This window comes from Bacteroides sp. 3_1_13 (genome assembly GCF_001185845.1).
In the GTDB taxonomy this organism is placed as follows: domain Bacteria; phylum Bacteroidota; class Bacteroidia; order Bacteroidales; family Bacteroidaceae; genus Bacteroides; species Bacteroides xylanisolvens.
This window is the reverse complement of the sequence record NZ_KQ236955.1, coordinates 2421490-2443365: the sequence shown is the minus strand read 5'-3', so window position 1 is coordinate 2443365 and position 21876 is coordinate 2421490. Positions and strand designations below refer to the sequence as shown.

At 42.6% G+C, this 21876-nt stretch carries 12 protein-coding genes; 1 reads left to right on the top strand and 11 read right to left on the bottom strand.

The window, feature by feature from the left end:
• Positions 1 to 65: 65 nt before the first annotated feature.
• Positions 66 to 2657, top strand: coding sequence for a xylan 1,4-beta-xylosidase (gene xyl3A, locus HMPREF9009_RS08725; RefSeq protein ID WP_049701928.1), 2592 nt, complete (start codon positions 66 to 68; stop codon positions 2655 to 2657).
• An 821-nt stretch (positions 2658 to 3478) separates the two neighbouring features.
• Here the strand turns inward: xyl3A and HMPREF9009_RS08720 are convergent.
• The 11 genes from HMPREF9009_RS08720 to HMPREF9009_RS08670 all read right to left on the bottom strand — a co-directional run.
• On the bottom strand, positions 3479 to 5056 hold the full coding sequence (locus tag HMPREF9009_RS08720; protein WP_049701927.1) for a glycoside hydrolase family 28 protein: 1578 nt from the start codon (positions 5054 to 5056) through the stop codon (positions 3479 to 3481).
• 120 nt (positions 5057 to 5176) lie between these two features.
• Positions 5177 to 6817 (bottom strand): DUF5123 domain-containing protein, encoded by a 1641-nt coding sequence (locus HMPREF9009_RS08715; protein ID WP_049701926.1) that lies wholly within the window; start codon positions 6815 to 6817, stop codon positions 5177 to 5179.
• A 31-nt stretch (positions 6818 to 6848) separates the two neighbouring features.
• Entirely contained in the window at positions 6849 to 8732 is a 1884-nt protein-coding gene (locus HMPREF9009_RS08710; RefSeq protein ID WP_049701925.1) for a RagB/SusD family nutrient uptake outer membrane protein, read from the bottom strand.
• Between the two features lie 19 nt (positions 8733 to 8751).
• Positions 8752 to 11958 (bottom strand): SusC/RagA family TonB-linked outer membrane protein, encoded by a 3207-nt coding sequence (locus HMPREF9009_RS08705; RefSeq protein WP_049701924.1) that lies wholly within the window; start codon positions 11956 to 11958, stop codon positions 8752 to 8754.
• 41 nt (positions 11959 to 11999) lie between these two features.
• Positions 12000 to 14405, bottom strand: coding sequence for a BACON domain-containing protein (locus tag HMPREF9009_RS26375; protein WP_083444164.1), 2406 nt, complete (start codon positions 14403 to 14405; stop codon positions 12000 to 12002).
• Positions 14406 to 14432: 27 nt separating this feature from the next.
• Positions 14433 to 16238, bottom strand: a complete 1806-nt coding sequence (locus tag HMPREF9009_RS08695) for a DUF5123 domain-containing protein (protein WP_049701923.1) — start codon at positions 16236 to 16238, stop codon at positions 14433 to 14435.
• 11 nt (positions 16239 to 16249) lie between these two features.
• On the bottom strand, positions 16250 to 17119 hold the full coding sequence (locus tag HMPREF9009_RS08690; protein WP_009039072.1) for a hypothetical protein: 870 nt from the start codon (positions 17117 to 17119) through the stop codon (positions 16250 to 16252).
• 460 nt (positions 17120 to 17579) lie between these two features.
• The gene (locus HMPREF9009_RS08685; protein ID WP_049701922.1) at positions 17580 to 18398 is read right to left on the bottom strand and encodes a LytTR family DNA-binding domain-containing protein; all 819 of its coding nucleotides are present in this window, start codon (positions 18396 to 18398) and stop codon (positions 17580 to 17582) included.
• Positions 18399 to 18401: 3 nt separating this feature from the next.
• A complete protein-coding gene (locus HMPREF9009_RS08680; RefSeq protein ID WP_049701921.1) occupies positions 18402 to 19196 on the bottom strand; it encodes a LiaF transmembrane domain-containing protein in 795 nt (264 codons plus the stop codon).
• A 173-nt stretch (positions 19197 to 19369) separates the two neighbouring features.
• Positions 19370 to 20947 carry a pectate lyase gene (locus HMPREF9009_RS08675; protein ID WP_049702319.1) on the bottom strand — a complete coding sequence of 526 codons (1578 nt, stop codon included), beginning with the start codon at positions 20945 to 20947 and terminating at the stop codon, positions 19370 to 19372.
• A gap of 47 nt (positions 20948 to 20994) precedes the next feature.
• Positions 20995 to 21876 (bottom strand): thrombospondin type 3 repeat-containing protein (locus tag HMPREF9009_RS08670; protein WP_232313576.1); only part of this gene is annotated, 882 nt, incomplete at its 5' end.

Sequence of the window (21876 nt, the reverse complement as noted above, 5' to 3'; positions counted from 1 at the left end):
CCACAAAAATAATGAAAAGCGCGTACTATTGCAGTCTCAAATCTAAAAACCAAAAGAACTAGAAAATGAAAAAGCAATGGATCATTGCCTGTCTTATCGGAATTCAAGGGGTAAATGTACAGGCACAACAACCCAGCAAGTATCCCTATCAGGACACGAAATTAACTGCGGAACAACGGGCGGACGATTTACTTCAACGCCTCACATTAGAAGAAAAAGTAGCGTTGATGCAAAACAATTCGCCGGCTATTCCCCGGCTTGGCATTAAGCCGTATGAATGGTGGAACGAGGCCCTTCATGGCGTTGCCCGTGCCGGACTGGCTACTGTTTTTCCGCAAGCCATAGGTATGGCAGCTTCTTTCAACGACGAATTACTATATGAAGTCTTTGATGCCGTATCCGACGAAGCACGTGCCAAGAACCGTCGGTTCAATGAAAGAGGACAGTATAAACGTTATCAGGGACTGACCATGTGGACTCCCAACGTCAATATATTCCGCGACCCTCGCTGGGGACGGGGACAGGAAACATACGGCGAAGACCCTTATTTGAGCGGACGCATGGGAATGGCAGTCGTCAGAGGTCTGCAAGGACCGGAAGATGCCGAATATGACAAACTTCACGCCTGTGCCAAACACTTTGCCGTCCACTCGGGACCGGAATGGAACCGCCACAGCTTCAATGCAGAGAACATCGCTCCCAGAGATTTATGGGAAACTTACCTTCCAGCTTTCAAAGAACTGGTACAAAAGGCAGGAGTAAAAGAAGTGATGTGCGCTTACAACCGTTTTGAGGGCGATCCCTGTTGTGGCAGCAATCGCCTGTTAACCCAAATTCTCCGTAACGATTGGGGATTCAAGGGAATCGTAGTAACCGACTGCGGAGCAATCGGAGATTTCTTCCAACGCAAAAAACATGAAACGCATCCCGATGCCGCCCACGCTTCTGCCGACGCTGTTTTAAACGGAACAGACCTCGAATGTGGCGGTAACTTCAAAAGTATCACTGATGCCGTGAAAAAAGGTCTGATTTCGGAAGAAAAAATCAACACATCAGTCAAAAGATTGCTGAAAGCCCGCTTCGAACTGGGAGAAATGAATCCGACTCATCCGTGGAGTAACATTCCTTATTCTGTTATCGACTGCCCCAAGCATAAAGAACTGGCACTAAAAATGGCGCATGAAAGTCTGGTATTGCTTCAAAACAAGAACAATATCCTTCCATTAAACCGTCAAATGAAAGTCGCAGTGATCGGCCCCAACGCCAACGACTCGGTGATGCAATGGGGTAATTACAACGGTTTCCCTTCACACACCGTAACTTTACTGGAAGGAATACGCGCCAAACTTCCCGACGCACAAATCATCTACGAACCTGTGTGCGGATATACAAACGACACTACTTTGCATAGCTTGTTCAACCAGTGCAGCATCGACGGAAAGGCCGGATTCAGCGCCACTTACTGGAATAACCGCGAATATAAAGGTAAGATTGCCGCAACCGACCGTCTGACTACTCCTTTCCATTTCAGCGCAGAAGGTTCTACCGTATTTGCTCCGGGTGTGGGACTGAAGAATTTCACCGCCATCTATCGTTCTACTTTCCGTCCAACGGATTCCGGCGCCGCCACTTTCCGGGTGATGACGAACGGAGGAGTTACTTTATTCCTCAACGGCAAGCAGATAGCGGAAGCAACCAATATCAAAAATCACACCAACTTGTATTCGTTCAATTATGAAGCTGGAAAAAGTTATGACATTAAATTGCATTTTATTCAAGTAAAAGACAACCCTACACTTCATTTCGATCTGGCTAAACAGACTCCAATGGATGCGCGCGATATTCTAAACAAGTTGAAAAATGCAGATGTAGTTATCTTCGCCGGAGGTATCTCTCCCCTGTTGGAAGGAGAATCGATGCGGGTATCTGATCCCGGATTCAAAGGTGGCGACCGTACGGAAATCGAATTGCCCGCCATCCAGCGCGAAGTGCTCGCTCTATTGAAAAAGAATGGAAAGAAAACGGTATTTGTCAATTTCTCCGGTTCGGCGATGGCTATCGTACCCGAAACACAGAACTGTGATGCGATTCTACAAGCATGGTATCCCGGACAGGCAGGTGGAACAGCCGTTGCCGATGTTCTTTTCGGAGATTACAATCCTGCCGGACGTCTACCTATCACCTTCTATAAAAGCATACAACAATTACCGGATTATGAAGATTATTCGATGAAAGGACGTACTTATCGTTTTATGACAGAAACTCCCCTTTATCCATTCGGCTACGGTTTAAGTTATACCCGTTTCTCTTATGGAAAAGCTACCCTGAACCAATCGAAGCTAGCCAAAGGCGAAAAAGCGATCCTTACTATCCCGGTAAGTAATGTCGGACAGAGAGACGGTGAAGAAGTGGTGCAAGTGTATATCTGCCGTCCTGACGACAAAGGAGGTCCACAAAAAACTCTTCGTGGTTTCCAACGGGTCAACATTGCTAAAGGTAAGACGCAGAATGTCAATATAGAGCTTCCATACGATTCTTTCGAATGGTTTGATACAGCGACCAATACCATACGCCCTTTAAGCGGAACATATAAGATACTTTACGGAAACAGTTCAAATGAAAATGACTTGCAAACGTGCAGTATTCAGATTCAATAGGTAATACCATTCCATATATAATTTGAGGCTAAGTTGAACTTAGGCTACATTGAGAATTTATAAAAAATGGCTTTTATTGTCAGGCCAAGAGTTATGGCTTCATAAAGTAATCGTTTTCAAGCTATTACCTACTGACAATAGAAGCTGACAATAGGCTGACAATAAAGATTTCTGTCTTTTATTGTCAGCCTATTATTGTTTAAAACTACACAATGCAGCTATTATCCCTTATTTACCAAGCCTGCATTATTCCGCTAAGACACCGTTATTGTTCAACCAGGGTGCCGCTATTGTTCTCCTAAAGCACCGATATTGTTAATTCTCCACGGCCGTGACGAGATCTTTCCACGGCTGTGGTAGGATCTTCCCACAGCCGTGAGAAGATATTACCACGACCGTGGGAAGGTAAAGATAGCGGCACCTTTGCCCAACTATACAGGCACACTAACCAAACGATACAGGCATACTTGCTCAACTGTACAGGCATATTAATGCAGCTACATCAAAACCTTGAAACAATAATTCCAAGATGTCCGCATAACTATATCGGTATATTAATAAATGATATGAGAGTATCAATGAATGATATAGGCATATTGATATATGCCTCATCAGCCTATCAATACTATAATGTACGAATGGACAGACTTGTATCCTTACTTGCCAAACAATAAAAAAACAGGCTGACAATAGAATACTCAATTCTTATTGTCAGCCTATTGTCAGCTTCTATTGTCAGCATGTATTATACTGTAATTCATATATTTAACTGCCGTCCTGACAGATTGACAATAAAAACAGTATAAAAACAACTAGTATAGTTAGTTTTTGGTCAGCAACCGCTTCTCCGAAATCGTTCCGAACTCTTTTCCGTTAATGGTGATATCCGTCGTATTTTCTATCTGTATCATAGATTGATCGGGAGTGTCAATTTCCACATTCTCAATGTTGAGCTTTGCCACTTTATTCACTACAATACCCTCTTTAGCACCTGTAACCACCATATTCTTGATGGAAATATTCTCAATCGGCATTTCGGGAAGTCCGTTCAGATACGCTGCCCGTCCTGCTCCCCTGCAAAATACATCCGAGATATAGATGTTTCTGAAAGCAGGCGTCTCCTCACTCACACTCGGAACCGGTTCACCGGGAGCGCTTTTGGCCGCGTAATACAAGTCGGCAATCAAGGCATCATTAGGAATATCAATCATATTTATATTATTGATATAAATATTCTCCACGACACCACCACGTCCACGGGCACTTTTAAACCGTAAGCCGACATCCGTACCGATAAAAGAACATTCGGACACATACACATTCTTCACACCACCGGACATCTCACTGCCAATCACGAATCCGCCATGACCATGCAAAACGGTGTTGTTTCTCACAATCACATTCTCACAAGGTTCGCCCCTTCTGCGGCCATCCTCGTCTTTGCCCGACTTCAGACAGATAGCATCATCCCCTGCATCAAAGAAACAGTTGGCAATCAATACATTCTTGCATGATTCCACATCCAGCGCGTCACCGTTTTGCGAATACCAGGGATTGAATACCTTTACATCATTCAATATCAAAGATTCGCACGACAAGGGATGCAGACACCAACTCGGAGAGTTTTTGAAGGTCACACCTTCCAGAAGAATCTTTTTGCTCTTTACGATACTTAGCAGTACCGGACGTAACCAACTCTTCATATCTTCCCATTCTTCACTCGTGATTTCAGTCCGTTTATCTCCGCTGCCGGCCATGAGAACAGAGGCTTTCAGCGCTCCTTCATTAGGATACCACACCTTTCCGTTCTCATCCACCTTGCCGCCGGAGTTCACCAGATTCTTCCATTGCCTGTCCGTCATCTTATCCTTCTTCACAGGACGCCATCTATCCCCCGCCCCATCAAAAACGCCATAACCGGTGATGGCTATGTTCTCCACATTCATTGCCGAGATAGGCGACTGACAACGTTTGGCATCCAGTCCCTCAAACGAAGTGGTAATGATCGGATATAACGAAGTATCACTACTAAATACAATCAACGCATTCTTTTCCGCATGCAAATTGACGTTACTCTGCAAAACAATAGGTCCTGTCAGCCACAAGCCTTCCGGAATGACTACCTTGCCACCTCCCTTATCATGCACCGCTTTGATTGCATTATTAATAGCCTCCGTATTCAACGTCACGCCATCACTTTTTGCTCCGAAATCGCAAATGTTCACCTGATAATCGGGAAAAGAAGGTTGCTCTACTTCAGGCATCGAGAAGGGAAGGTCTTTATATACATCCCCCCACTTGTTTCCCTCACATTTAGAATTTGAACAGCTCTGTCCTAACACAACAGAGAAAAGGATAATCAGAAGCGTTCTCATTTTTTCTTCAAATAATCTATTCATTTTTTCAGCCTGATTTTAATTACGAATACATGGTTGCATGACGTAACAACTATTTCCATTTTCCTTTAGAAGCAAGATGCTCACTTCTAAAAGGAAAATGGTGATACATAAATATTTATATTAAGGAATCCAACGGGTGTCCCCCACACGATTGATTACAATTGGTGAAGAAGCATCCTTGATTGTCAAATCTCCATTCGCAGGATCGACAAACAAATCGGCAGCACTGACACCCAACTCCGTCGCACGAAGGTTACTACCTCCCAAAGCGTAATCGGTAGTAATATAATTGTCAGAGAAAGTAGTTGTCGTGTTTGCACCAAGAGAGTAAGCCTGTCCACAAGGTGATGCCAACAGGAATTTCTCCATAATCAGCTCTGAACCCACGGCAGCCGGCATATTAATCATCATGCTGTTTATACAGAAATCATAAACAGTCACATTTTTATATTCCAGATGAATAGGCGTACTCATGTCACGCGCCCAGAATAAGTTACCGAAACTTCCCGTACCTGCCGGTAATCCCTGATGATCTCTGCTGAATGTACAATTTCTAAATATCGCTCTGTCCATCGTATCGTTGCCTGCTCCCGAACCTAAATAGATCGTACCATACGTACCTCCGGCACGTGCTCCACATAAATCCAACGTACAATCTTCCATCGAGAAATCCATTATATACTTCCGGTTAGAGCCCTGATGGCGCCAGAAGCCACGATTCAGTCCGGTGAATGTGCAGTTAAAGAAGCTAATATTTTCCAATGTATAAGAATTACCGCAATTAAAGAAGTAATTGTCAAGCACTTCCTGTTTGAATTTGATATTCTCAAATTCAAGACTGGCAATATAAGACCCGGAAGCAATTCTCCACGAACTTGTCAATACAACCTCTGCCATTTCACCTTCGGTGCTACCTACCAATTTAAAGCCTTTCTTTATCTCAAACGGAGTCACCGTATAAGAAGAACCCGCCGGCAAGAAATATTCCGTTCCCTCCGGAATATCTGCATTATCGTTGTTCGTATTTAGTATTTCAGACAGATTATCATCCCATCCTATTATAATCGTTTCCATAGACGGACCTGCCGTACGGAAAGTTACCTGATTGTACGGTTTGTCATACTTACGGGGTTTACCCGTATCATACAAATTAGCTGCATACAACGTATTTCTAGTCAATCCGTCTATTTCCGCATAACCCTGTGCTATTTCCTCCGCTGTCAAATAACGCGTCACCTCCTCCAGCGTAGCGTCCATACTTGGCTTCACGCTGATACTGTCTACCGGATTCTCCGGATCGATCGCCCAACGGATAACCGCTGTGTTTTCAGTAATCTCTCCTCTGGAGACGTCCTCCACAATCTTAGCATAGTCGGGACGAGGTTCGGTGGTAGCCGAGGCATAAGCCCACTGTGAATTATTGATAGCATTCGCAGCATTGGCACGCACACGAATATAAAAGGTAGTCCCATACGGTATATCGTCCATGAAAATATAAGGCTCTGTTGTTTCCACCGAGGCAAAAAGATTTCTGTAATAGTTATCCAAATGATATTCTACCGTATAAGAAACTGCTTCATTCACTTTATACCACACCAAGGCAATGGAGTTGCTCTTCACTTCCGGTTCTTCCAACACATAACGAGGCTGGAACAGGTCGTCTATCTTATGATATTCATCCTCCTTACAAGCGGTGAAAAGTACACCGGAAAGCAACACGGACATGGTCATTGCCGACCATATATATTTTAATCTCATCATAGTTCTTTCAATTTACTTTTGAATTATTGAATTAAAAACCGTAGTAGTTCTGTATCAATCCGCGATGATCGGTGACTACTTTCGTCGGATAAGGACACAAGTATCTTAATGGATCGGTGGGTTTCACTATCCGGTCATTATTCATGTTGATAAATCCTCTGAAACTCCAGGATATGGCATCGGCTGTCTTATAAGCCTGTGTCTCCCTATCGAGCACCCGCCAACTGATAGCATATTCCTGATCTTCATATCCAGCCGGACGAGCATGCATATATTCATCAATTCCCTGAATATCAAGAATTGTACGACCGGTATTCACCGGATCCGGTATATCTTTATAATAAATATTAGTCGGCACATCATCAATTCCTTCTATGTACTGTCCGTTAGCCACAAGCCCCCAATTTACCATTTCGTTGTATAAATTGTATATCACTTCTCCATACTTGTTCCAACGCGCCAAATCATATTTGCGAATACTTTCGCCTCCGAATTCCCATTTCCGTTCATTCATCAACGCTTCAAAGAAAGTTTCTTCGCTGCCAAGGCTTTCTACATACGATTCCACCTTGTCTGTCCACAACGAAGCGTCAAAAGCCCTTCTTCTTACGCGCTTCAATGCCTCTTTCGCATCTTCGCGAGGTCCGAAACGTTCATTCACAGCTTCCGCATAAAGCAATAATACATCTGCAAATCTCATTCGAACAGCATTGATACCTGTATTACCCTGGCTGGAAGAACCCATAGGCGCATCCATTTTTAGCTTAGACCATTTTCCTACGCCCATACCGGCAATCCCCATATCCAGTTCCTGATTCAAATCTTCATCATATTTATAAGGAGCACAGGTCACGTCACGACGCAAATCATTCTTATCAAAAGAGAAGATATACGTCCCACAGAACGTTACATAGTTTCTGGCACGCCCATATTCATGGGTTCCCTCCGCTATTGTCACCCCGATATTAAAAGCATAGCGTCCGGTAGTACCTTTCAACATCGGCACGGCGAAAATGATATCGTCATTGCTGACCGTTGTCCACTTACATTCATTCGCCCATACTTGTTCATAGCTCTGCTTCAGATCGTGTTTTCCTTCATCAATCACCTTACCCAGATATTCAATAGCAATATCATAATAATGCTCGAAATTCTCTCCGCGTTCCATATAGCCGATACTGGACGGAATCTCTTTATCAGGGCGTAAAGTCCATCCGCCACGATTCATAGCCAGCAGCCCGATCAATCCCTGGCAATATTCTCTGGAAGCACGTTCCACACCGTAATCCAGATCGGCAGCATATTTCATACCCGGCTCCACACTGATTAGATCTTCAATCAGAAACTCCAGAATCTCGTTGCGGTCTGTCACTCCTACCTGAAAGTGATCAGTAGACTCTGACGGTTTTGTAACAAATACCACATCTCCAAACGTACGGATCAAATCCAGATAAAGCGTAGCCCGGAGGGTTTTAATCTCTCCGTACATGTGTTTCAACTGTTCGCTGGCTCTGCCTTGCAAATACAAAGGAGAGTTTTCAATTCCCTCAATGATGTCATTAGACACATTAATGGCAGAATAAACAGCATTCCATGTATCGTTCAGAGTGCTCCAATAAGGCTTCACATCAAAACAACCGATGTCCGATCCGGCAGAGTTGACCGTATTATTGCTGAAAGAAGACATCTCTACATCTGTATTCGTATTTAAATTATAGGCAAATGCTCCTCCATATATCTGATCTCTGGTCATTGCCGAATAAACATTAGTAATCAAAGAATTGATTTCATCTTCCGACTCGAAAAGATACTCGGGAGTAAATCCTGCCGGAGGTTCCACATCCAGAAAGTCATTGCAGGAAGACATCGACAGTCCCAGGCAAACAATAGCCGAATATATTAATTTCTTATTCATAGTTCTTCTGTATTAATTGTTAAAATGTCAGTTGCACGCCAAAAGTGTAAGTACGGCTTCTCGGATAAGCATCATGATCGATATTCGGTGTTAATCCGGTAGCGATATTTACTTCAGGATCGTAGCCGGAATAACCTGTGATTGTCCAAAGATTATAGCCCGACATATAAAAACGCACTTTGTTCAATCCGGCTTTACGAGTCCATGCCTGTGGGAGAGTATATCCTAGTGTAAGAGTATTCAAACGTAAGAATGAACCGTCTTCAATAGCATACGACATCGCAATGGGACGTCCGATAGAGGTAGGATTCCACATCGTTGCATTCTCGTTGAACTTCGCCAATGCTTCCGGATTATAACGGATTTCATTTCCCATATCATCAAAATTACGCCAACGCTTGTCGGAAGCAACATCCATACTAAGATTATTGCCACTATTATCATACCAAGTAGTCATCATGATTTTATTTGCATTATACACATCAAAACCATACATGAAGTTAAAAAACATACTCAAATCAAAACCTTTATAGGTAGCGTTCAGTCCGAATCCTCCCGAGAACTTAGGAGTCGTTTCACCAATGACAGTACGGTCGTCATCCGTAATCTGATAAGGATTAGCACTATTCTCATCCACCGGAGTCAACTTCTTGAATTTAGCATTACCCGGACGTGGCGTTCCCGACAACGGGCTGGAGTCCACTACTCCGTCTTTTAGCTTCCATGTTCTGGCTGTAGAATCAAATGACTCGAAATCATTCATTGTATAAAAGCCGTCATTCACAAATCCGTAGATAAGACCGCTGGTTCCGCCTACGCGTGCCCGGTAATCATCGGTATTGAGTAACTGTGTCCCTGCCCATCCGGAAGACAGAATCCATTCATTTTCTCCACTCGACAGTTTATCGATTTTGTTCTTATTATGACCGATATTAAAAGTTGCATTTAAACTAAAATCGTTGGTTTCAATAATATATCCTGTCAATGAAAGTTCAATACCTTTGTTGGAGGTCTGCCCTACGTTGCTCATGAGACTCGTATAACCAGTATAGCCGGGAATATCCGAAGGAACGAGCAAATCTTTTACTGTATTCCAGTAAATATCAAGCGAACCGCTCAATCTTTCTTTGAAGAAACCGAAGTCCACACCCAAGTTTCGAGTGATCGTTGTTTCCCACTTCACATCCGGATTATAAAGATAACTGGTATTGTAGAAACGATAATAGTAACGGGAAATTTCTCCCCATCCCGCCGGACGGTTGCTGCTTACCCCATAATATTTGGCATACAGGTCGGCAGGAATCCGGTCGTTACCGGACGTACCGTAGCTCAACCTCAATTTCAAGTTGGAAACAATCGGGCTGTCTTTCAGAAAATCCTCATTAGACATACGCCAGGCAATAGCAGCTGCCGGGAAAAATCCCCAACGATTGCCGGAAGCAAATTTTGTAGAGCCATCGGCACGCAACGTCAATGTTGCCAGATACTTATCTTCATACCCATAGTTGATGCGACCAAAGAAAGAAGCGATACGCGAAGGAGATCCCGCTGAAGAAGAATTCTCATAAGGCGTACCCAACGCCAAGTTATCAAACGCCTTCTCCGCTGTAGTATTGGCTGGGAAATAACGGGTAGTATATGTCTTGCCTTTTGTAACATTATGTTTCATTTCCTGTCCGATCATTAAGCGGAAGTCATGTACATCATTCAACATGAAGTTGTAATTCAACACATTGCTTAATTGCCATTTGGAATTCTGACTCATGCCCCATTCTACAAATGGCTGATTGTTATGGCTCCGGGCCGTGCTGGTATCTATTCCCCAAAAACGACGATTCTCTGTTGTACTATATTCATAACCGAATTCCGAACGGAAAGTCAGTCCTTTCAAAATATCCCAAGTCAATGCTCCCATCGTATTGAACGTTTTTGAAATTCGTTTCCGGTAGTTTCTCTCCGATTCCTCTATCGGATTAAAACGTACCTCTTCATCGTAGGACTCCGGATCGAAATAGGTATTATCTTCCGGCAAGGTCATGTATTCGTCCAATCCCCTTGTAGGAGCTTGACGGAGTGCAGAAAGCAAGCTCACTCCTTCCGTTCCGGAACCATCCACCACTTTATGTACCACACGCGTACGATATTCAAAGGTCAGTTTATCAAGAATCTTAGTATTCAACGTCATATTCAGGTTGTTCTGCTTCAGTCCGTTGTTCACCATTACACTTGGCTGATCCTGATGGATAAAAGAGAATTTATATTTCGTTTTCTCCGTACCTCCATTCAGGCTGATATCTACATACTTAGCCACCGGATTGGTACCGAACACTTCATCTTGCCAATCCGTACCTTCATCACCCTGATAAATATACAGTTCATTAGCCCTGCCATACCTATCAAAAAAGCCGGTAGGATTAGAACTTCTCTGACGCTCGTATTCATACTGCATCAGTACGAACTCATACGGGTCCATGACATCCAGTTTGTTCGACAAAGTCTTGGTTTGCAGGTAAGCATTTACATTGATGCTCACCCGTCCTTCCATTGGCTTTTTAGTGGTAACAAGAATAACGCCGTTCGCACCACGGGCACCATAGATTGCTGTTGAAGCAGCATCTTTCAATACTTCGATAGACTCCACATCAGTGGGAGGAATATCATTCAGGCTTCCAACTTCAAAACCATCCACCAAAATAAGCGGAGTGTTATCCTGCGTAATAGATCCTCCACCACGAACAAGAATCTTTATTTCTGCATCCGGCGAACCGTCTACGGAAGTAATCTGTACACCCGGAAGTTTTCCGACCATGGCTTCAGCCACTGAAGCTGTCGGAACCTTCTCCAATACCTTTCCTGACACACTGGCAATTGCACCGGTCAAATTTCCCCTCTTTTGAGTGCCATAGCCTATCACAACCACATCGTCCAACTGTCCGACTGCTTCTGTCATCTTAATAAGAATACCTGATGTACGCCCTTTCAATGGCTCCTTTATTTCATTCATCCCGACGTAGCGAACCACCAGTACAGCGGTTTTCGCATCGGGAACATTGATAGAAAAATTCCCGTCAAGATCTGTCGTAGCTCCAATGGTTGTTCCTTCTACCATCACTGCAGCTCCGATAACAGGTCCCAAATCATCTGTCACCGTACCGGTCACAACCTGGGCGGAAGTGCCTACCGCCACCAGTAGGAGAGTAAAAATACTTATGATAATTTTATTCATTACAGTATAAGTTTTTAGTTACATATTTAAGTAGACAGCTTTTATTCCACTGTTCCTCCCTGAATTTGGGCATGAACAATGTGCTGTACCAGATTGTGGAGATAAACCTCCAGATTTGAATAGCGGGAATTAAGCGTGAAACCGGAAGCGTCTGCCGAATTCTCTTTATCCAGCCCATACGCATCTTCCCAAATATCAGGTATTCCGTCTCCATCCGTATCTTTCAAGTTTGCAGATGATATACCGTTACCCGATAGCTCCGGCCAGGCACTCACCGCACCCGCAGGTTTTACATCATCCGGAAGATCGATCAGCCCCGGTGAATCTCCCGCATTGGGAGTCACACTACCGATGTAGGTTGCTGTTCCGTTCCGGGTTTCCATGGCAATCCGGTCGTCAATCAGATCACGTCCTTTCGAACATCCTGCATAATCAACGACAAGATCAAAGGCCTGCTGTGCAGAATGAGTGGTTACTCTACCGGTTGCCAAAGGAGTAGTGAGATGCATTTCTGCTTTTACCTGGTCATTAAACGTGTCATCACATCTCGAGTTATCAATTTGCCCATAGATACCTTGCGTCCAATTGTCCGCTGTCACCTCGGCATTGCCTTCTACCACGTTGCCATCTACATAGAACGTACCCCATTTGTGCATCATCGGGAACCATGTGTTCGGTGTTCCATCTTCCTCATGACAATAATCGTAAGTGCGGACTCCAATTCCGGCAATCCGATAACGGACATAATTGTTCGGAGTTGCCGGTCCCGGCTTATAATAGTTGTTCACTATGTTCACGTTCATACCTTCACCGCCATAACAACCGTTGCCACCCCAATTGTAGAACACATTGTTACGCATATCCATATATTCGTTCTCCTGTGTTTTAGGACGAGGGCCAAGACGGGGCACACGGCTTCCATGATGTGCCAATAAATTATGATGATAAGACACATTCGTACCTCCCCAGTTTCCACCGTAACCATGCGTACCTTTGCCGTGTCCTGCTGTACGGAGACTTTCCGAAGCAATACACCATTGAATAGTCAGGTTTTCTCCACCATATACTGATAAGCACTCGTCAACACTCCAACTAATGGAGCAATGGTCTACAATAACGTTGGTGTTTTCCATGCCTCCCAGTCCGTCAGGCTCACCGCCACTCTCATTACCGACACGAAAACGCAAATAACGAAGAATGATATTATCCGCTGCCAGAACTACCGGATAGCTGGCAATACAAATTCCTTGTCCGGGGGCTGTTTGCCCGGCAATAGTCAGATTACCATATCGAATCCTCAAATCACTTTTCAGGAAAATCGTACCCGCCACATCGAACACAATGGTACGGGCGTCCCGCTGATTGATGGCATAGCGTAAGGTTCCTTCCTGCTCACCGTCTTCCAAAGTGGTCACATGATACACTTTTCCGCCACGTCCACCGGTAGTGACACGTCCAAAGCCTTCCGCTCCGGGAAATGCCAATACCGTAGCCGCATCGTCACCGATAGTCATATTGGCTTTACCATACTGGAGAATATCAACAGTTTCTTCCAATGTGACATTTTTCACTGTTACTTTAGCTTTTCGGGGAAAGTCCGTTTCATTATCTCCTATTTGCAATACAATCTGTGAAGAGGTAGAAGCTTCCCGATCCCAAGTAATCCAGGATTCTCCTGTTTCAATCGTGTATTCGGCACCGTCAAATTCTCCTAAATCAACGGGAATCGACAGCGTATGGTAACGATAAGGCAGGACAAATTCTTTTGTCGTCAGTTCAAGAAAGGCTTGCGATACTTCTTGAGTCAACTCAACGGTTCTATCAAGTACATAATCACCGGTAGTCTTGAAAACAATTTTTCCTACTCTTTCCAATCCGTTATTCGGTGATATGGAAAAAATGCGTTCATTACTTGTAAAAGCACGTGTTCTTCCCAAAGCATCTTCTTCTACAGGCCGTATCCAAGAAGCGTATTCTTCGTCAATCGATACCTCCCAGTCTACATTAGCCACTACCGTAACAGAGAACTCTCCTCCTCTGAAGGAGAGTTTTTCTTTTGAATAATCAAGTAATATATCCGGGTCTCCTCCTAATTGCTCTACGGCAATTTCTTTTTCAATGGTAGTGTTTCCCGACTCCTGCACGACTTTAATCATGCCTTCGCGTTTCTCTCCTTGCGTATTGTCTGTAAAAAACAGACGCAAGTCGGCACTGCCGTTACCGTTTGAGCGGGAAATGCTCAACCAATCTCCGCCACTTGTCACGGAAGCACTCCATTCACCGGTGGCCGTCACAGAGACAGTATATGATCCTTGTATATTAGAAAGTTTTACACTCTCTTTGGATAGTTCCAATGAATTGGCAATCAATGCTTCATCAGCCTCATCCGAGGAACTACATGCCCCAAATACACAAGATAATAGTAATATGAATATAAATGATTTCATGTGCTAATTCTTTATCTGTTTTTTATATTACTCAAGCCAATGCGGATCTCCGATACGTTTCGTATATATCTCCGAACTCTTATCTTTGACAATCAGATTTCCGGTTGCGGCATCTTCGAACAATTCGTTTTTAGTTACCGTAGCAACAGGTACTTCAGTTGTATCAACTCCCCAGTTACTTAGGACAAAATCACTGGTGCGATAGTTATCAGAAAAATCTTTCACCGCTTTTCCGTCAAGATACATCCATCTTCCTTGTCCCGATTCTGTGGTTCCCGAGAAGAGACAATTCTTAACTGTCAATTTCAATTCCGTCATTGCACTACCTGTACGCAAATCAAAGAAAGTCATATTGGCAGGACCTAAACGGACGAATGTACTATTCTCTAACGTAATATTCATATTCTCTTTTTGGTTTCTGGTTCCGCCGATTAACGTGTTTCTCAAGCCCTGTGTCGCTGTATGAACCGTAGAATTTCGTATAGTAATATTATAAATCGGATTATTGGTTCCCAGACTTATCATCGAATAATTCCTGTCACCTGCATTGAAGTTCAGTAACCGGCAGTCATCCAATACAAAATGATCCACTATTTGCTGGTCGTCTGTTGAAATCTCGGCATACCACATACTACGTCGCAGGCCGTTTATATCACAACTCTTAACTGTCAGTTCTTTTACATGGAAAGAAAGTTGTGCCAGTCTGAACATATAGTCGTCCGTGACATTAATGTCCATGCCTTCGAAACGTAAATAATCCAACTCTCCATTGATAGAAGCATTACCCATGTTCATAACGGTCCGTGTTTCGCCTGTTGAAGGCTCTTGTCCTAGTATTGAAAGCGGCTTCTTTATTTCCAAACGGCCAAGTTCATAGGTAGTTCCTGCTTTCAGGAAAAGTCGTACTTCTGTCACTTCCTCATTATCGAACATTTCATTGCAAAGGTTGCGCAAATTAGTGCCGGGAGCTGCATAAGTATATCCTTCCGGTACAATAATCGGCACCTCCGGAACTACTGTTTCTTCATTCCAGCCTTCAGAAAGTATAGTTACTGTGTAATCTTGAATAATCGGGTGTTCCGTATCATTTAACGGGAAATCAATTTGTGTCGTATCATTAGGATGAATAGGGAAAGAACCGTCCATCGGCTTGGATTGAATGACATTTCCCTGATTGTCCAAATAATCGATACGGACATTTACTGCCTGCCCGATAGTAGAGGTTTCAAAAGTGACAAAATCATCCGTATAGTTTACACCACCAGTGGAGGTAGCTCTGTCGCGTACCAATTCGACCGGTGACTCTATGAAAGAGGCATCCGCCACACGATAGCCCGATATAGGAGCAGAAACAATGGCACGTACCGTCGAATAACTCTTGTCGGACTTTTTATCCGTCGCTCTCAACCGGAGTACACCGGTACGGCTATACATACGGATACTCAAAGGAGTATCGAAAGGCGAACTGTACTCTACCGGAGAGGAGATTTCCACCTTTCTTCTAGCTTCGGGGTCTTGCTCGATAACCAGTTCATTCAAATTGACAGGCGAGGGAATCAACTGTTCAGGAGAAGGAGTAGCCACCACCTTATAAGTGCCATTCTCCAACGGAAAACGATAATGAGAAGTATAATTCGCCACATACTCTCCGCTACCGGCATTATAGATGAAAAGCGGCTTTGTATTAATTCCCACATTCACAAACCATTCATCATCATTCAAAAACAACTCGATCTGCTTCACGACAGAAGTTTCATATCTGTCTTCCGAACAGGCAGACATACCAAACAGGACGGCTAATCCCACTAAAGAATATAGTATATTTTTCTTCATAAAGCTTTCAATTAAAAATTATATTCCTTGATAGTCAATCCTTGATTAATAGCAGTCTTTAATATACGATTACGAGTAAAAGACTCCTGCAAATAACTTTCGTCCAGAACCGGTATGCTGACTACCGTATGTTTAGAAGTTTCAAATGTAATATTCGTATCTAATACACGCTTTGTACGATTCACTTCTTGCCCATCCTTTATATAAATAAGATCTAGTCCGGTAGAATTCTGACCGGTAGTCGGAAAAGAATAAACGGATGCACTGAAACCTGATGCAAGATCTGCACTGACTTCCACATCTTCTTGTATACACTCCCCAGTGTTCACCATATAACCGATGCCAACATTGGTAAATACCATGTTCAGCCTGTCAAATTGAGTAATAGCCGCAATATCTTCTCCGCTTTCGGCTGGTTGAAAAGTAGCTTGCCCCACAATTCTTTTTAATTCCAAGTTTACCCGGCTGACCGTCCGATCTGACATGAACTCGGTCACTTCCGAAAGATAAATTTCTTTTTGAGCCTGTAAATCTTGGTAAAGAATCACTTTAGAAAGACTGTCTGTTCTTTCCAAACGGTCTGCATTAGCCACGGCAAATGTTTGAAGTCTTTCTCCTAAAGGAACGTCCACTTCCAAATTACCGTCATTCAAAGGAAGATTCTCTCCATAAACCAGAGAATCTGACAAATACACATAAATACCAATTTCGGTTATTCCATGAGCAGCAAACGTTTCAAGGCTTGCTCTTGTAAAACGGAAACCAACGGTTTGAACTTCAGGTACATTTGAAGTATCAGAATTCCATTCCTCATCCGAGTTCTGCGAACAAGAGACAAGAAACAGACACAATACAAGAAATGTATTAATTAGATGTTTCATAAATATTAGTTTGTATAGTTTTAAAAATATAATTATAAGTGATAATTCTATTGCCTTTTTATAAAAGGAAAATAAAATTCTAAGGAGGCTTTGCTATCAGGCGCAATAAATTCATGTTTCTCATTTGATTAGATTTTCATTATACATTTATGGTTCTATTCTCACTAAAGTAAATTCTCTAGTCTTTCACGAGTGCAAATTTGAGAAAATAGATGAGAAACAAAGAGTAAGATTTAGTAGAAAAGGAGTAAAAAACGGACTTGGTTCAAATAATACACATTACCTATACAGATACATATAAACGTCCTACTCCCTGAATGTTATCATCTAACATTCAGGGAGTATAAGTACAAAAATAATCCTATTAAACGAAAGTTATCCAGTTACTATTTGTCTTGTGAGTCTATCTTTTCCATCAAACCATTTAGAAATTAATATCCAGTCATCAGGTAGATTCTATCTATATCCCCAATCGTTCTTTCAGCAACCGGTAGCCGGAAAGGCTAACCCGAAGTTTCACTCCATTCTTCAATAGTAACTGATAGGTTTCTTTTCCGAAAAGCTCGACCCGGGAAATCTGCGTAACATTCACAATCGTAGAACGATGCACCCGAACAAATGTATCCGGAGAGAGATGAGTTTCAAAATACTTCATGGTCTGCTCTTTCAGGTATTCGCCTGTGGGGGTTATCAGCATCACATAATCTCCACATGCTTGTATGTAAATCAATTCGTCTGCCTTCACCAAATGAATCCGGGAGCCGTCTTTCACTGTAATACGATCTATCCATTCAATGGGTGATTCTTCCTGCTGTTCAGCCACATTCACCTGATGTACAGCCAGTTCTTTTTCCAGTTCCTGATTTTGTACTTCTTCTTTTGTGACTATCAAGCGGTACCATAGAGTAATAGCAATTAAAACCGGTAGTCCGAACAATAACCGGAAAGGGATTGTCTGCGCAAAAGGAACATAGGACACTCCTACAATTCTCACCATTATGTCACAGACCATAAAACTTCCTGCCAGCCAAAGCAGACTTCCAACGATAATCATAATTACATCCGTCTGGAACAACGAGACAAGACCGACCACAAACCATGCCAGATAGGCGATAGCCGCCAGCCAACCGATCGTTACTATTCCATCTACCAAAGCGGGAAGATAATCGTTTCCGGTGTATCCACAGACCAAAGCTACCTGGAATGCAACCAGAATCAATGCCAGCACCAGCATCGGAATCCAACGAAAAGGAGATTCTATAATCGGATGTGCTTTCATACGCTAGCCTTTAACCTCCAAGCCTCCGAAAGAAAGTGTTCCCCGAATTACTAATACACTCTCCTTATTTATATTTCCATTCTGCCAACGTTTATCATCACATCCTCCAAAGAAAGCATTGCATTTAAACACAACTTTCCAGTCAGAAGGGACATATATCTCAACTCCTCCCCAACTGCAATCCAAATCTATGTATGTTTCTCCGGGTGCAATATGGGTATGGCGCAAATCAATCGTTGTTCCTCCGAAAGATGTGCGAATGACAGCTCCTTTAAACAATTCGTCAAGTACCACGTGACGGGCAGCTCCCCAAACATTCTCGGCACGCAGAAAACCATCTACTGACTCTGACTGCTGTTGTTCACTTTCAAAGTTCATGCCGGGTTGTCCCTGATGCATCTTCATCCACTTCTGACGGTGCTGCATGGCATGATGGTGCGCCCAGTGCCCCCGCCTGTTCTTGCCGGATTTAAAAAAGAATAAGACACCTGCTGTTATCAGAGCGACAGGCCATACCATTGCCTGCGAATTTTCAGGCAACCATGAAAGCCCTCCAATCAAAAAATACACACCTATCAACAAAAGGATGATTCCACCGATGAAATGGCGGCGAATCATAGAATATATACCTAATATAATAAGGAGTGAATGCCAGGATACGATCATATCGAAGACTTCAGATGTAATCCATCCCATATTACGGGCAAACAGCAGAATCCCGGAAAGGATAAAAAGCGAAGCTATCAGTATTTTACCGGAAAAGCCTGTAGCAGTGGGAAATTTTTGTTTCTCTTCCATTGTCTCTATTATTAATTGATTAATGGTTCAAAGATACATCATTTCCCACTGCTTCTACAGCCTTTTCTGTTGATTTCCGGTATAAATTCCGATGAATACCGGATAAAAACCGGTGAAACTGACTATAAAGTATCTTACCTGATAAAGATAATTCTTAATACGATGTTTGCAGATTACTTCTTTCCACCGCTATTTTGTTTTTCAATAATGTCATGCACCAAACTATTCATATACATTTCCAGATTTGTATACTGGCCATATTTATCTATCGTTTTTCCATTGCCATCAGAAGCATCATGAGGATCTAATCCGAATTTTCTCTCCCATGCATCAGGCATACCATCATTATCAGAATCAATCAAGGTACTTCTCTGTAAAAGAACTGGCCATGCGGAAACATTTTCCGAAGTATTTAACGAGAGCAAATCATCCTGACTATCTATCAATCCTGGTTTCGGATATCCTTCACTTTTCCAAATACCTCCTTCTCCATTATGAATATTCAAACCTTTATATCCAGCTGTTCTCGTACGTGTTTCCTTCACAATACGTGCATCCACATCATCTCGATGCAATGAACACCCCGCATAATCCAACACTTGTTTATAAGCATTGAAAGCAGAATGTGTCGTTACCGATGCAAATTCATGAGGTTTGTCCAATCGAATCGAGTCTTTAGTTTTTTGCGTAACTACTTTCTTATAATTATTCGAAAATTGATTGTAAACTCCATATTCCCAATTATTAGCTGTAGCCTTTTGGCTGTTTTTATCATCTGCCCCTCCATCTACAACGTTACCATCAATATAATACTTTCCCCACAGATACCCCCCATTCCTATTTTCTGTTGCATCTATAGCAAAAATCCGTCCACGTTTAGAGCCTGTCACCGTTGCAGGACCAGGTTTATAATAATTGTTCACTATATTAATATTCATCCTTTCACCACCATACGAACTGTTCATACCCCAATTATAGATCACATTATTGCGAAAATCTACATAATCACCATCACATTCTCCATTCTTACGTACCTTAGCTCCTAATCCGAAACGGGGATTCCGGCTATCATGATGGGCTAATAAATTATGGTGATAAGAAGAGTGTTCACCTCCCCAAATTCCTCCATATCCATGAGGACCTTTGGTATGTCCACCTAATCTAAGACTTTCAGAAATAATGCACCACTGCATAGTAAAATCATCATTTTCATAAAAAGAGGCACATTCATCTGTACACCAGCTGATAGAGCAATGGTCTATAATCACATTCCTTGCCCCTTTTCCTCCTAAAGCATCTGCACCGTCAGGATGCACACATTCTTTATTACCCATACGGAAACGTAAAAAACGGAGAATTACATTACTAGCATAATTTGTCACCGGATAACCCGCTATGCAAATACCGTTTCCCGGTGCAGTTTGTCCCGCAATAGTCAAATTCCCTTTCCGTATTTTTAGGTCTTTATGCAGAAATATTGTACCGGACACTTGAAAAATGATAGTACGAGGACCATCCAACTTTTCTATACCATAACGTAAAGTGCCAGGCATCCCATCATCTGCTAAAGAAGTAACAATATACACTTCACCTCCACGTCCGCCTGTAGTCATACGTCCATATCCTTCTGCTCCGGGAAAAGCAGCCAACTCTCCAAAATCAAGAGTGTTACCAATACCAGAAAAGGCAAAAACAGCCTCATTTCCGATCAGAGTTAATAAAACGGTTAAACAACGAAAGATCAAATTCATATTCATATTTTTATTTATGGAATAATACAAAAATACACCAAATTTATTTATTGTACTCCTCCTTTATTCTGTTCCTCAACAATCTTTTGTACCAAGCTATTCATATACATCTCCAGATTTGTATATGTTCCTTCCTCATCTACTGTTTTACCATTTCGGTCAGAAGCATCATTCGGATTCAAACCATACTTTTTTTCCCATTCATCAGGCATACCATCATTATCCGAATCCTTCAGAATAACACCTTGTACCAATTCAGGCCATGCTGAAGATTCTCCAACAGGAATCACATCATCCTGACTATCAATGATACCTTTCTTTGGATACCCCACGCTTTTCCAATCAATACCTTCAACAACTCCCTGACCATTGTGCTCGTTCATTCCCTGATAGTTCGCAGTCCCGGTACGAGTCTCCTGAACAATACGTTCATCCACTCTATCCCTGTGCAAAGAACAACCTGCATAATCCATAACACGCTCAAAAGCCATACGGGCATCATGAGTGGTAACAGTACCTGTTTCTACAGGAGTAGTACGTTTAAGAGCTTTTTTTGTACTTTCATCCAACGTTCCATACTTTTTATCAAACTGATTATAAACTCCGTACTCCCAGTTATCCTTTGTAGCCTTCATACAACGATCGTAATCAGCCGCACCATTAATTTGCCCATCATCCACCACATTTCCTTGGATAAAGAAATCTCCCCAAGTGTCAAAAATGGCCGGATATGATTTCTTATCCGAATCACTCACTTTTTTGTCAATGGCAATAATACGTCCACGTTTAGAAGTGCCAGTAGGAGTGGCAGGCCCCGGCTTATAAAAATTATTCACCCTCAAATCCGCAACTAAGCTCTTCAGCGTCCTTCTTGCGTCTAAACGTCCTCTCATCACTGAATTAGCAGATAAATTGAGGCTGAAATACCC

Excerpts from the sequence above, each read along its gene's own strand:
- HMPREF9009_RS08715 (WP_049701926.1), bottom strand. The coding sequence starts at position 6,817 with ATGATGAGATTAAAATATATATGGTCGGCAATGACCATGTCCGTGTTG.
- HMPREF9009_RS08680 (WP_049701921.1), bottom strand. The coding sequence starts at position 19,196 with ATGGAAGAGAAACAAAAATTTCCCACTGCTACAGGCTTTTCCGGTAAA.
- HMPREF9009_RS08710 (WP_049701925.1), bottom strand. The coding sequence starts at position 8,732 with ATGAATAAGAAATTAATATATTCGGCTATTGTTTGCCTGGGACTGTCG.
- HMPREF9009_RS26375 (WP_083444164.1), bottom strand. The coding sequence starts at position 14,405 with ATGAAATCATTTATATTCATATTACTATTATCTTGTGTATTTGGGGCA.
- HMPREF9009_RS08695 (WP_049701923.1), bottom strand. The coding sequence starts at position 16,238 with ATGAAGAAAAATATACTATATTCTTTAGTGGGATTAGCCGTCCTGTTT.
- HMPREF9009_RS08705 (WP_049701924.1), bottom strand. The coding sequence starts at position 11,958 with ATGAATAAAATTATCATAAGTATTTTTACTCTCCTACTGGTGGCGGTA.
- HMPREF9009_RS08685 (WP_049701922.1), bottom strand. The coding sequence starts at position 18,398 with ATGAAAGCACATCCGATTATAGAATCTCCTTTTCGTTGGATTCCGATG.
- xyl3A (WP_049701928.1), top strand. The coding sequence starts at position 66 with ATGAAAAAGCAATGGATCATTGCCTGTCTTATCGGAATTCAAGGGGTA.
- HMPREF9009_RS08675 (WP_049702319.1), bottom strand. The coding sequence starts at position 20,947 with ATGAATTTGATCTTTCGTTGTTTAACCGTTTTATTAACTCTGATCGGA.
- HMPREF9009_RS08690 (WP_009039072.1), bottom strand. The coding sequence starts at position 17,119 with ATGAAACATCTAATTAATACATTTCTTGTATTGTGTCTGTTTCTTGTC.
- HMPREF9009_RS08720 (WP_049701927.1), bottom strand. The coding sequence starts at position 5,056 with ATGAATAGATTATTTGAAGAAAAAATGAGAACGCTTCTGATTATCCTT.